General features: G+C 69.5%; 11 protein-coding genes and 2 tRNA genes. 3 read left to right on the plus strand and 10 right to left on the minus strand.

Annotated elements, in window-relative coordinates; all coding sequences use genetic code 11:
- Positions 1-114: 114 nt before the first annotated feature.
- Complete coding sequence (locus MCHT01_RS19910; RefSeq protein ID WP_245643451.1) at positions 115-1,515, plus strand: SGNH/GDSL hydrolase family protein; 1,401 nt, start codon at positions 115-117, stop codon at positions 1,513-1,515.
- 114 nt (positions 1,516-1,629) lie between these two features.
- On the opposite strand, the gene rimO is transcribed toward MCHT01_RS19910, so the two are convergent.
- Together rimO and MCHT01_RS19920 are read right to left on the minus strand one after the other, a co-directional pair.
- Positions 1,630-3,039 carry a 30S ribosomal protein S12 methylthiotransferase RimO gene (gene rimO, locus MCHT01_RS19915; protein WP_067067797.1) on the minus strand — a complete coding sequence of 470 codons (1,410 nt, stop codon included), beginning with the start codon at positions 3,037-3,039 and terminating at the stop codon, positions 1,630-1,632.
- Between the two features lie 95 nt (positions 3,040-3,134).
- Entirely contained in the window at positions 3,135-3,530 is a 396-nt protein-coding gene (locus MCHT01_RS19920) for a DUF2845 domain-containing protein (protein WP_067067798.1), read from the minus strand.
- A 141-nt stretch (positions 3,531-3,671) separates the two neighbouring features.
- Here MCHT01_RS19920 and MCHT01_RS19925 point away from each other — a divergent pair, with 141 nt between their 5' ends.
- Positions 3,672-4,139 carry a GFA family protein gene (locus MCHT01_RS19925; RefSeq protein WP_067067801.1) on the plus strand — a complete coding sequence of 156 codons (468 nt, stop codon included), beginning with the start codon at positions 3,672-3,674 and terminating at the stop codon, positions 4,137-4,139.
- 69 nt (positions 4,140-4,208) lie between these two features.
- Here the strand turns inward: MCHT01_RS19925 and phaR are convergent, their stop codons facing one another.
- The 8 genes from phaR to MCHT01_RS19965 all read right to left on the minus strand — a co-directional run bounded on the left by phaR (position 4,209) and on the right by MCHT01_RS19965 (position 11,639).
- Entirely contained in the window at positions 4,209-4,790 is a 582-nt protein-coding gene (gene phaR / locus MCHT01_RS19930) for a polyhydroxyalkanoate synthesis repressor PhaR (protein ID WP_084453064.1), read from the minus strand.
- 135 nt (positions 4,791-4,925) lie between these two features.
- On the minus strand, positions 4,926-5,915 hold the full coding sequence (locus MCHT01_RS19935; RefSeq protein ID WP_067067802.1) for a Bug family tripartite tricarboxylate transporter substrate binding protein: 990 nt from the start codon (positions 5,913-5,915) through the stop codon (positions 4,926-4,928).
- A 219-nt stretch (positions 5,916-6,134) separates the two neighbouring features.
- A complete protein-coding gene (locus MCHT01_RS19940; protein ID WP_067067805.1) occupies positions 6,135-7,166 on the minus strand; it encodes a LacI family DNA-binding transcriptional regulator in 1,032 nt (343 codons plus the stop codon).
- Positions 7,167-7,290: 124 nt separating this feature from the next.
- Positions 7,291-7,917 carry a biliverdin-producing heme oxygenase gene (locus MCHT01_RS19945; protein ID WP_245643453.1) on the minus strand — a complete coding sequence of 209 codons (627 nt, stop codon included), beginning with the start codon at positions 7,915-7,917 and terminating at the stop codon, positions 7,291-7,293.
- A 159-nt stretch (positions 7,918-8,076) separates the two neighbouring features.
- Positions 8,077-8,153: transfer RNA gene (locus tag MCHT01_RS19950), tRNA-Val, on the minus strand.
- A 104-nt stretch (positions 8,154-8,257) separates the two neighbouring features.
- Positions 8,258-8,334 (minus strand) — tRNA-Val (locus MCHT01_RS19955).
- 104 nt (positions 8,335-8,438) lie between these two features.
- Positions 8,439-10,712, minus strand: a complete 2,274-nt coding sequence (locus MCHT01_RS19960; RefSeq protein ID WP_084453066.1) for a RelA/SpoT family protein — start codon at positions 10,710-10,712, stop codon at positions 8,439-8,441.
- A 60-nt stretch (positions 10,713-10,772) separates the two neighbouring features.
- A complete protein-coding gene (locus MCHT01_RS19965) occupies positions 10,773-11,639 on the minus strand; it encodes an alpha/beta fold hydrolase (RefSeq protein ID WP_067067808.1) in 867 nt (288 codons plus the stop codon).
- 48 nt (positions 11,640-11,687) lie between these two features.
- Here MCHT01_RS19965 and MCHT01_RS19970 point away from each other — a divergent pair, with 48 nt between their 5' ends.
- The gene (locus tag MCHT01_RS19970; RefSeq protein ID WP_067067811.1) at positions 11,688-12,458 is read left to right on the plus strand and encodes a 3-hydroxybutyrate dehydrogenase; all 771 of its coding nucleotides are present in this window, start codon (positions 11,688-11,690) and stop codon (positions 12,456-12,458) included.
- The last annotated feature ends 31 nt before the right edge of the window (positions 12,459-12,489 follow it).

The raw sequence follows: 12,489 nt of genomic DNA on the forward strand, positions 1-12,489 counted from the left end.
TCTCCGCCAGCCTCATCTTTTCCGAATCGGAACAGATGCTTGGACCCCGCGCGGTCTTCCCAGCCGGCACGCGCTTGGCGAGAGTGCGTCATCGTTGCTCTCCGATCACGACCCATGACCTGCTCTCCCCTTTCCGCCCTGCGCGCCGCCGCGCGTGCCACCGCGCTGATGGGCGCCATCGCCCTGCCGTCGCTGCCCTCGTGGGCCGCCGACCTGCCCGCCGGCATGGCACCGGCGGTCAAGACGGGCACGGCCGCCGCGACCTCCCCGATCACTGCGATCGACGCAGCCACCGTGATCGCCGCGCCGCCGCCGGCCTCCTCCGCCACAGGCACCGCCTGGTCCCCCAGCTGGATCGCGCCGCCGCAAGCGCTGTGGTCCGGCGATTTCGCGCTGCCGACGCTGGTGCCCTTCCAGTTCCGCGACCAGACCGTGCGGCAATCGCTGCGGCTGAGCGTGGGCGGTGAGCGCTTGCGCGTGGAGTTCAGCAACGAGTACGGCAGCACCCCGCTGCGCATCGATGCCGCGACGGTCGCCCGACCCGCGGCAGCCGCCGGTGCCGGCGCGGGCATCACCGCGGACTCGCTGCGGCCGCTGCGCTTCGGCGGCGCCACCTCGGTCGCGGTTCCGCCCGGTGCCCGGGTCGTCAGCGATCCGGTCGACCTGCCGGTGCGGGCACTCGAACGCCTGTCGATCTCGCTGTACCTGCCGGGACCGGTCGCCCCCTCGACCTTCCATTGGGAGGGTCGGGACACCGCCTACGTCGCCGCGGGCAGGCACGTGGCCGACACCGTCTGGCCCGACGGGGGCGAGACCATGAGCCCTCGTGTCTTCCTCGCCGGCGTGCGCGTCGAACGGCACGCGCCGCCCGCGACCGTGGTGGCGATCGGCGACTCGATCACCGATGGCAACGGCTCGACGCCCGGCACCGATCGGCGCTGGCCGGACCGACTGGCCGAGCGGCTCGCGCCACGCGGCGTCGCGGTGCTGAACGCGGGCATCTCCGGCGGCCGGCTGCTCAGCGACGGCATGGGGCCCTCGGCCCTGGCACGCCTGCAGCGCGACGTCCTGGGCCAACCCGGCATCCGTGCCGTGATCGTGCTGCTGGGGACCAACGACATCGGCTACCCGCGGGGCCCCTTCTCGCCGGACGAGACGCCCATGACCGCCGAACGCCTGATCGCCGGACTGCGTCTGCTGATCGAGCAGTCCCACGCGGCCAACGTGCGGGTGATCGGCGGCACCATTCCGCCGAACGAGCAGTCGCTCGCGGGCACGCCCTTCGAGGGCCACCACAGCGCCGCGAAGGACCGTGTGCGGCAGGACGTGAACCGCTGGATCCGCACGTCGGGCGCCTTCGACGGCGTGGTCGATGTCGACGCCTTGCTGCGCGATCCGAAGCGGCCGTCGCGGCTGGCGCCGGCCTGGGACTCGGGCGACCACCTGCATCCGGGCGATGCCGGGTATGCGGCGATGGCCGATGCCATCGACCTCGCCCGGCTGCTCGGGGAGTGAGCGTCGAGCCGCCCCGCGCGGCGAGGCGCATCGCATCGCGGGCCCCAAAAGCAAAGGACGCGCCGAGGCGCGTCCTTGTCGTGGCCAGTTCGGTCCGAGGACCGACACCGTCGATCAGATCGGCAGCGCGATCAGGTCATGGCCCTCGGCGCCGACGATGCGGGCGCGGGTGAACTCGCCCACGCGCAGTTGCTTGCTGGCCTTCTCCGGCGGCAGCAGTCGGACAGTGCCGTCGATCTCGGGGGCGTCCGCGTAGGAACGGCCCACGCCGCCCTTGCGGCCCAGCGCCGGCGCCGAGTCCACGAGCACCTGCATGGTCGCGCCGATGCGGCGCTGCAGCTTGGCGATCGAGACCTCCTCGGCCACGGCCATGAAGCGGGCGCGGCGCTCCTCGCGGACCTCGTCGGGCAGCGCGCCTTCCAGCGCGTTCGCCGGCGCGCCCTCGATCGGCGAATAGGCGAAGCAGCCGGCGCGATCGATCTGGGCCTCGCGCATGAAGTCCAGCAGGTACTGGAACTCGGCCTCGGTCTCGCCGGGGAAGCCGGCGATGAAGGTCGAGCGGATGACCAGCTCGGGGCAGATCTCGCGCCAGCGCTGGATGCGCTCGAGGTTCTTCTCGCCGTTGGCCGGGCGCTTCATGCGCTTCTGCACGTCCGGATGCGCGTGCTGGAACGGGACGTCGAGGTACGGAAGGATCAGGCCCTCGGCCATCATCGGGACGATCTCGTCGACGTGCGGGTACGGGTAGACGTAGTGCAGACGAACCCAGGCGCCGTAGGGCTTGGCGATCTCGCCGAGCTGGGCGACCAGATCGAACATGCGGGTCTTGACCGGCTTGCCGTCCCAGAAGCCGGTGCGGTACTTGATGTCGACGCCGTAGGCGGAGGTGTCCTGGCTGATGACCAGCAGCTCCTTCACGCCGGACTCGAACAGCGCCTTGGCTTCCGACAGCACGTCGCCGATGGGGCGGGAGACCAGGTCGCCGCGCATGCTCGGGATGATGCAGAAGCTGCAGCGGTGGTTGCAGCCCTCGGAGATCTTCAGGTAGGCGTAGTGCTTGGGCGTCAGCTTGATGCCTGCGACGCCGCGGGCCTCGGGGACGAGGTCGATGAAGGGGTCGTGCGGCTTGGGGACGTGGGTGTGAACGGCGTCCATCACCTCCTGCGTCGCATGCGGGCCGGTGACGGCCAGGACGCTGGGATGGATCTCGCGGACCATGTTGTCCGTCGTGGGGCCGGCCTTGGCGCCGAGGCAGCCGGTGACGATGACCTTGCCGTTCTCGGCCAGGGCCTCACCGATGGTGTCCAGCGATTCCTTGACGGCGTCGTCGATGAAGCCGCAGGTGTTGACGATCACCAGGTCCGCGCCGGCGAAGGTCTTGGACGTCTCGTAGCCCTCGGCGCGCAGCTGCGTGAGGATCAGTTCGGAGTCGGTGAGCGCCTTGGGGCAGCCGAGCGAGACGAAGCCGATCTTGGGAGCGGCGGCCTTCTTGTCGGCGGAGAGGTCGTAAGTCGTTGATTCCATTTGAATTCCGCCGGAAGGCCTGGCTGGGAGCTGGGGCGGCATTCTACGTCAGCCGCTCAAAACGGAGGCGGCAGGATGCCGCATCCCCCCCGATCTCAGCGCGGCAGCGACCGCCCCTGCTCCCCGAAGCGGATCGAGATGACCTTGCCCTCACGGATCCGGACGAAGGCGGGCAGGTTGCCGTCGCCGCGCTCGTAGAGCCATTCATCGGTCGGCAGGCAGTTCAGCTGCGGCACCGGCTGGACGGGGACATAGGTCCCCGGCAGCACGGGCTGGGGCGGCTGCGGCGGCGTCGAGTAGACACGGGCGCAGTAGGCATCGGCGATCGCGGGCTGCCCGCAGGCGCGCAGCAGCCAGACCCGGGCGTCACCTTCGCGGACGTTGCCCTGCGTGCATTGCAGCGATTGCGCCTGGGCCGCGGTGCCGGCCGCCAGCAGCGTCAGCGCGGCGGCTGCCTGGATCAGTCGGCGTGGCAGGATGCTTCTTGTCATTCGTTCTCCCTGGAGGCGGACGACGGGAACCGTCGGTCCGAAGCCCGGGCAACGGCCCTCGGAGAGGCGGCGTTGACATGCGCGAACGAGGCCCGGCCACGGCATGTCGCTTGCTGACCTGCCCGGAACAAGGAGAGTCCCATGCACCTCGAAGGTTCCTGCCATTGCGGCAGCGTCCGTTTCTCGGTCGAGTCAGCCGAGCCCGTGCCCTTCATGCGCTGCTACTGCTCGATCTGCCGCAAGACGGCGGGGACCGGCGGCTATGCGATCAACCTCGGCGCCGATCATCGGACCTTCCGGATCCTTCAGGGAAAGCGTCACCTGAAGGTCTACCGCGCCGTCATCGACGGCCGGGAGAGCACCGGCCAGCGCCACTTCTGCGGGCGCTGCGGCACGGCACTCTGGCTCTACGACGAGACCTGGCCCGACCTCATCCACCCGCACGCGGGCGCGATCGACACGCCACTGCCGATCCCGCCCCAGTCGGTGCACGGCCTGCTGGATTCGAAGGCGCCGTGGGTCCAGGTGGAGGGGAAGCCGGGCGACGCGCGCTTCGCGCATTACCCGGACGAGTCGCTCGCCGAGTGGCATCGGCGGCATGGGCTCTAGCGGTCCGCGATCGGGCGACGAGGCGCCGGCGCGAGTCGCGTCAGACGCCAGCTCGCCGCCCCGCGGCGATCACTTCTTCGGCGGACCGGGCGGGAAGCCCGGCATGCCGGGGAACATGTTGCCGGCGCTCTGGAACTGCTCCTGCATCTGCAAGAACAGGTTCTTGGACTGCTCCAGGTAGTTGCCCATCAGGCCCTGCATCATCGGCGCCTGACCGCTCATGAACTGCGACCACAGCTGCGGGTCGAACCCGCCGCTCTTACTCTGCTCGGCGAAGCGCGACTGCATCTCGCCGAAGGCCTGCAGGTTCTTCTCGAGGTACGCGCCCATCAAGCCCTGCATCGCATGGCCGTAGAAGCGGATGATCTGCGCCAGCAGCGGCGTGGAGAACATGGGCATCCCGCCCATCTCCTCCTCCAGGATGATCTGCAGCAGGATCGAGCGCGTCAGCTCGTCGCCGCTCTTGGCGTCGCGGACCTCGAACTCCAGCCCCTCCAGCACCATCTTCTTGACGTCGGCCAAGGTGATGTAGCTGCTGGTGTGCGTGTCGTAGAGCCGCCGATTGGGGTACTTCTTGAGCACCCGCGGACCCTTGGGTCGCGCGGGGTCGTCATTGCCGGGGGCGGTCTTGCCGCGTCGGGCCGTCACCATGCTGTCTCCTCTGAGGGTCTTGAAACCCATTCTAGGAGGCCGCCGACAAGCGCCCCGCCGGGTGGTTTCCCTCGCTGTGCGGGAGGCGGATCGCGCCCGGTCCGCGCCCGCGCGCCCCGGACCGGGGCGCCAGGGTCATGGCTTGACGTTGCCGTCCTTGATCACCTTGGCCCACTTGGCCTGCTCGGCCTTCTGGAACTCGGCGAACTGGGCCGGCGTGTTGGGCGTGTACTCCAGACCCAGCGCCTCCATCTTGGCCTTGACCTCGGGCATCGCGACGATCTTCTGCACCTCCGCGTTGAACTTGGCCACGGTGGACGCCGGCGTGCCCGCGGGCATGTAGAAGGCCTGCCAGCTCGACACGTCGAAGCCGGGGACGCCGGACTCGGCCAGCGTCGGCACGTCGGGCAGCTGCGCGCTGCGCTTGGCCGAGGTCACCGCCAGCGCCTTGACCTTGCCCGCCTTGATCTGCGGCAGCGCCACGGTCACGGTCTCGAAGCTCATCGGCACCTGGCCGCCCATCACGTCCTGGATCGCGGGCGCGCTGCCCTTGTACGGGACATGCGTCAGGTCGGCACCGGTCATCAGCCGGAACACCTCGCCCGACAGATGCTGGGAAGTGCCCTGCCCGGCCGAGGCGAAGGTGATGTCGCCCGGCTTGGCCTTGGCCGCGGCGACGATGTCCTTGACGGTCTTGGCCTGCGAGCCCGGACCGATCAGCAGCACGTTGGAGATCTTGCCCAGCAGGATGACGGGCGCGAAGTCCTTGTCGGCCTTGTAGGGCATCTTGGGCAACAGGGCCGGATTGATCGCGTGCGTGGCGATGGTGCCCAGCAGGATGGTGTTGCCGTCCGGCGCGGACTTGGCCACGCTGTCCGCGCCCAGCACGCCGCCGGCGCCGGCCTTGTTGTCGACCACGAAGGTCTGCTTGAGCGAGAGCTGCAGCCGCATCGCGATCTCGCGCGCGATCACGTCCGACGTGCCGCCCGGTGCGAAGGGCACCACGATCTTCACCGTCTGGCTGGGCCAGTTGTCCGACGCCTGCGCGCTCGTGCCCACCGACACGGCCGCCAGCGCGGCCACCGACACCATCACGCGGGCGCCCGCCCGGAACACCGATTTCATCTCGCTTGTCTCCATCCTCGTGGCGATCCGGCCCGCTCCGCGATTGGATTGGTACCGATACCATCGTTGTGATGGCGCCGATGGTATCGGTACCTTCGCGGGCGTCAAGAAGGCGTGAGTAAGGGATTCTCCGGGGACGAAGACCCTCACCCCCGCCCTCTCCCGCAAGCGGGCGAGGGAGTCCGACCGAGGCCTCTTCGGAGAGAGGCCACGCCGCCGTCAAGCGCTGGCGCGCTGGACCAGCTCGAAGCCGATGTCGATGGCGCGGCGCTCGACGGGGCCGTCGGCGCGGTCGAGGATGAAGCGCGCGGCCTGGCGGCCGATGGCGAAGCCGTCGATGCGGATCGTCGTCAGCGCGGGCTCCAGATCGCGGGCGAGCGCCAGATCGCCGAAGCCGACGATGGCAATGTCCTCGGGCACGCGCAGGCCACGCGCCTGCGCCTCGATCAGCACGCCCAGCGCCAGCGAGTCGGAGCTACAGAACACCGCGTCCACCCCGCCCGGCCGGTCCAGCAGATCGGACAGCCCGCGGCGGCCGCTGCCCAGCGTGGTCGGCGTGGCGACCGTGGCCACCGGCACCTCCTCGACGCCAAGAGCACGGGCCTGTTCCTGGAAGGCATGGAAGCGACGCAGCGCGCGCTCGTCGCTGCCGGACACGCCGGCCAGCTTGCGCCGCCCGCGCTCATGCAGATAGCTCGCGACCTTGCGGCCCACCTCGACGTGGGAGAAGCCCACCAGCATGTCGATGGGATCGTCGCTCTGGTCCCAGGTCTCGACCACGGGCACACCGGAGGCGCGCAGCCGCGTGCGGGTCTGTTCCGAATGACTCGTGCCGGTGAGCACCAGCCCGTCGGGACGGCGACCGATCATCGCGTCCAGCCACGCGTCCTCGCGCGCGTTGTCGTAGCCGGTCTGGCCGAGCAGGACCTGGTAGCCCGCCTCGAACAGCGCCTCGGTCAGGCTCTGCACGGTGTCGAGGAAGACGGGGCCGGCGATGGTCGGCACCGCCAGCCCCACCATGCGGCTCTTCATCGAGGACAGCGCGCCGGCGAGCAGGTTGGGCACATAGCCGGTCTTGCGGACCGCCTCGGTGACGCGCTCGCGCACTTCGGGCGAGACCTGGTTGGGCGTGTTGATCGCGCGCGAGGCCGTGATGGGGGCGACGCCCGCGATCTGCGCGACGTCGCGCAGCGTCACGGCACCGCTGCCCTTGCGGCGGCGGGGACGGGGGAAGGATTCGTTCTCCGACATGGGCGCCGATCATAGGCGTCGGGGGGCGCCGTCGCGAGGGTTCGCGCTGGAGTCGGCGCTCCAACCGACCGAGGCGCCATCGGCACGCATCGGGCGGCCGTGAGCGTGCGCCTCGGCGCGCGGATCAGGTCGTCGCGACCACCGGGCAGCAGACCTCGATGTGCTCCCGCACACGCGTGAACGCGGCGCGGGCGGCAGCCTCGGCGCGCTCGATCTCGTCGGGTGTCAACGGCACGCCGTCGAGCTGCGAGACGAAGTCCTTCCAGCCCATCGCGCGACCGCCGGGCAACGGGGCCAGGTGTTGCGCACCGCAGGTGGCGTCCAGGCCCAGCCCCGCCGCGGCCTTGAACAGGAACGCCGCGCCGAGATGCGAGCCCTGCTCCACGTACAGCCAGCCCAGGGCCGTGGGCAGATCCAGCGGTGGCGTTGCCGCGTCCGCCGCCATCTGCGGGGAAGGAGATGGGGAGGTCGACAGCACCACGGGTTCGTAGCAGATCGGCACGGCCTGTCCGAGGTCGCCGAGGTCCGCGATCACCGCGTCCAGGCGTTGCCGACCGCGCAACCCGGGCAGCATCCGTTCCAGCATCGACGCCTCGAAGATCGGCGCCACATCACGGTGAAAGCGGTACTGCACCTGCAGGAAGGCCGCATAGCGCGCTCGCGAGGCGAAGGGCTGGAAGGCCATGAGGCGTTGGTCCAGGCCCTCGTGGTCACCGCGGGTCGCGGCCTTCAGGCGTTGGCTCAGAGGCATCGGGGTCGCGTGGGTCATGGCGGCCCAGGGCAAGGATCGATCCTGGATCACAGCCGGTTCGGCCAGCGTGGCCCTGTGCGGCACTCGTCTCGCCAAAGCAAAAAGCCCGCATGAAGCGGGCTTTTTGCAGAGAAATCTCCCGAGGGAGTTCCTACCGTTTGGTAGGCGCGATTGGATTCGAACCAACGACCCCCACCATGTCAAGGTGGTGCTCTAACCAACTGAGCTACGCGCCTGAAATACTCGGCCGACGGTGGTCAATCCGCGGGTCCGGAAAACAAATCGCCCGTCTGACCGGGCGATTTGCTTGAGGGGTCCCGAAGGACCTTCCTACCAAATCTGGTAGGCGCGATTGGATTCGAACCAACGACCCCCACCATGTCAAGGTGGTGCTCTAACCAACTGAGCTACGCGCCTAATGCAGCCTCGCAGTATAGACCGGAATCCGAGACCATTCCAAGAATCGACCGGAAATTGAGCGAATAGCGCACGATCAATTTCTCCGCGTCCGTCGACGCCCTTCAACGTCGCCGCGCGCTCCTCACCCCGGACAGCTGCGACAGCGCCACCAGCGTCTGCTGGAGCCGCTGCGCATCGCTCACCTCGACGGTGAAGTTCATCCTCGACAGGTCGTTGCGCGCGGGCTTGCCCTTGCCGCTCTGCTGGTTCACCGAGATCACGTGGAGCTTGTCCTTGGCGAACAGCTCCAGCACGTCGCGCAGCAGGCCGGGCCGGTCGGCGGCCTCGACGACCAGGTCGACCGGGTACTGCGCGGTCTTGCCTTGCCGATCCGGCGCAGGCTCACCCCAGGCCACGGCGATCACGCGTTCGGGCGAGGTCTTGGCCATCTGGCGCAGGTTGGAGCAATCCGCCCGGTGGATGGCCACGCCCTTCCCTCGTGTCACATAGCCCGCGATCACGTCCGGTGGCGCCGGCCGGCAGCACCGTGCCAGGCTGGTCAGCAGCGAGTCCACGCCCACCACCAGCACGCCGCCCTTGGGGGTGCGTCCTTCCGAGGCCGGGCTGCGGGTGTGCTTCTGGACGAGCAACTCCTCCTCGTCCGCTTCCGGGACGGGCGGACGCAGCAAGGTCTCGATGTTGCGCAGCGAGTACTCGTCCTTGCCGACGACCTCGAACAGCGCATCCGCGCTCTTGAAACCCAGCCGAGCGGCCAGGTCGTCGAGCTTGACCGCCGTCTTGCCCTCGCGCTGCAGCAGCTTCTCGACGAGCTCGCGGCCCTTGGCGATGGTGTGCGTCTGCACCTGCGCGTTGAACCACGCGCGGACCTTGGCCTTGCTGCGCGGGCTCTGCAGATAGCCGAGCTCCGCGTTGAGCCAGTCCAGCGAGGGACCGCCCTCCTTCAGCGCGACGATCTCCACCGTCTGGCCGCTCTTGAGCGGCGTGTTCAGCGGCACCATCTGGCCGTCGACCTTGGCGCCGCGGCAGCGGTGACCCAGGTCGGTGTGCAGCGCATAGGCGAAGTCGATCGCGGTCGCGTCGGCACACAGCTCCACCACGTTGGCCTGCGGCGTGAAGACGTAGATGCGGTCATCGAACGCGGGGCCGCTCTCGGTGATGTAGTCGCGCTCCCAGGCCAGCAGCTGGCGCAGCACCGCCTTGCGGGCCTGCGCGACCTGCTCCTCGAACTCGCCCGCGGCGGTGACGCCGGCGTAGCCCTTGGTGCCCGCCTCCTTGTAGGCCCAGTGCGCGGCCACGCCGTGCTCGGCGTGCTCGTGCATGGCGCGGGTGCGGATCTGGACTTCCATCGGCCGGCCGTCCGCCGCGATCACCACCGTGTGCAGCGACTGGTAGCCGTTGGGCTTGGGGCGGGCGATGTAGTCGTCGAACTCGCCGTCGACGGGGGTGTAGAGCTCGTGCAGCCGCGCCAGCACCGCGTAGCAGTCGGCCACCTCGGCCACGACCACGCGCAGCGCGCGCAGGTCGAAGACCCGTTCCAGCGTCAGGCCCTTGCCGCGCATCTTCTTCCAGATGCTGTACAGGTGCTTGGGTCGCCCCTGCACCTGCGCGGCGATGCCTTGCGACTGGAGCTCGCGCTCGAGCGCGGCGCGCACCGCCTCGACCGACTGCTCGCGCTCGACGCGCTTCTCGTGCAGGCCCTTGGCGAGCTGGTGGTACTGCTCCGGCTCCAGGAAGCGGAAGGCCAGGTCCTCCAGTTCCCACTTGATCTGCCAGATGCCCAGCCGGTTGGCCAGCGGCGCGAAGACCTGCAGCGACTCCGCCGCCAGATCGCGCGGGCACGGGGTCTTGCTGGCCGCGAACCAGCGCAGCGTCTGCAGCCGCGAGGCCAGGCGCAGCAGCACCACGCGCAGGTCGCGCGAGAACGCCAGCAGCATCTTGCGCACCAGCTCGGTCTGTTCCTGCTTGCGCTGGTCCTCGACCTTGGCCTCGCGCGCGGCGCGCTGGATCTGCACCAGACGCCGCGTGTGACTGACCAGGCTGGCGTCGCTCTCGCCGAAGGCCTTGGCGACGATCTCCTCGGGCTTGTTCAGGTAGTCGCCGGCGTAGACCAGGTAGGAGGCCGCCTGCATCGAGGGGGCCGCGCCCACGCCCGCCAGGATCGCGGCGACGCCGTCGGCATGCGCCAGCGCCTGCTCGCCCGTTCCCAGCAGATGGTCCGCCAGCAGCGGTTCCGCGAAGGCGCGCGCGCGGCGCACCGGATCGATCTTCTCTTCGGTCTGCGGCGTCGCGGTGGGGAGCCGGCTCGGCAGGTCCCCGTCGAGCAGCGCCACGATGGGCGCCGCCGGTTCCGGGCGCAGACCCAATTCGGTCTTCATGCTTCTCTCAATCGTGTCCCGGCGCGGCGCTCGTCGGTCCCCCGCGCGCGCCGCCGGACGTCATCCGCGGTCGAGGAATTGCTCGACCACCTGGATCTGTTCCTCCCGCACCAGCGTCGGCGCATGGCCGACGTTCGGGAACTCGTGCAGTTCGGCCCGCGGGCCGCGCTGCGTCATCAACTCGGCGGTGGCGCGGGTCAGCAGGTCCGAGTCCGCGCCCCGGAGCAGCAGCGTGGGCACGCGCACCGCGTCGTAGGCGGCCCAGAGCTGCGCCTCGCCGGCCTTGGCCAGCTCGGGCGTCAGGCCGGCCAGGCCCTGGCCGATGCGCGGGTCGTAATGCAGCCGGCAACGGTCGCCGTCGGGCTTGAACATCGCGCGCGACAGCGCCAGCCATTGTTCGTCGGTGTGCTTGCCGAAGCCCTCGGAGACGCTGCGCAGATAGTCGGCGCCCTGCTGGCAGTTCTCGAACTGCGGCGCGCGGCCGACATAGCCGGCAATGCGCTGCAGCGCGGCGAACTCGATCGCCGGTCCCACGTCGTTGAGGATCAGCCGGTGAATGGGGCTGGCCGGCATCGCCGCCAAGGCCAGGCCGATCAGCCCGCCCATCGAGGTGCCCAGCCAGTCCACCTGCGTCGCCCCGACCCGCGCCAGCAGCGTGACCATGTCGGAGACGTACTGCGGCAGCTGATAGTTGCGGGGGTCGCCGAGCCAGTCGGACTCGCCGCGACCGACCACGTCGGGACAGATGACCCGGTAGCGGTCGCTCAGGCGCTGGGCCAGCACGTCGAAGTCACGGCCCTGGCGTGACAGGCCATGCACGCAGACCAGCACCCGCGGGTTGTCGCTGCGCCCCCACTCCCAATACGCCACCCGGTGCAGGCCGCAGGGGCTCAGCGCCTGGACTTTTTTCAACAACGGTTCAGCCATCGCTCGTATCCTTTGCACCCATCCTAACAACCCTGAAGAGGACCTCGCATGTTGAAAGGAAAGACGGCGCTCGTCACCGGCTCGACCAGCGGCATCGGATTGGGGATTGCCCTGACCCTGGCCGGGCAAGGCGCCAACATCGTGCTCAACGGCTTCGGCGACCACGAGGGGCCCAAGGCCCAGATCGAAGCACTGGGCGTCAAGGTCGGCTATCACGGCGCCGACATGAGCAAGCCGGCCGAGATCGAGGCCATGATGCAGTACATCGACGAGGCGTTCGGTGGCTGCGACATCCTCGTGAACAACGCCGGCATCCAGTTCGTCGCCAATGTCGACGAGTTCCCCGCCGACCGCTGGGACGCGATCATCGCGATCAACCTGAGCTCGGCCTTCCACACCATGCGGCTGGCGCTGCCGGGCATGAAGAAGCGGGGCTGGGGCCGGGTCATCAACATCGCCTCCACGCACGGGCTGGTCGCCTCCGCCGGCAAGTCGGCCTACGTGGCGGCCAAGCACGGGCTGGTCGGCCTGACCAAGGCGGCGGCGCTGGAGACGGCGCAGCTCCCGGTGACGGTCAACGCCATCTGCCCGGGCTGGGTGCTGACCCCGCTGGTGCAGAAGCAGATCGACACCCGCGCCCAGAACGAGAAGCTCGATCCCGCCGAGGCCAAGCGCCAGCTGCTGGCGGAGAAGCAGCCCTCGCTGCAGTTCACGACGCCCGAGGAGCTGGGCGCGCTGGCGGTGTTCCTGTGCTCGGACGCGGCCATCAACGTGCGCGGCCAGGCCTGGGCGATGGACGGCGGCTGGACGGCGCAATGAGCGCGCGCTGATCCGTTCGGATCCCCCCATG

It is taken from the genome of Mitsuaria chitosanitabida ATCC BAA-476 = NBRC 102408 (assembly GCF_001598255.1).
Lineage (GTDB): Bacteria > Pseudomonadota > Gammaproteobacteria > Burkholderiales > Burkholderiaceae_C > Roseateles > Roseateles chitosanitabidus.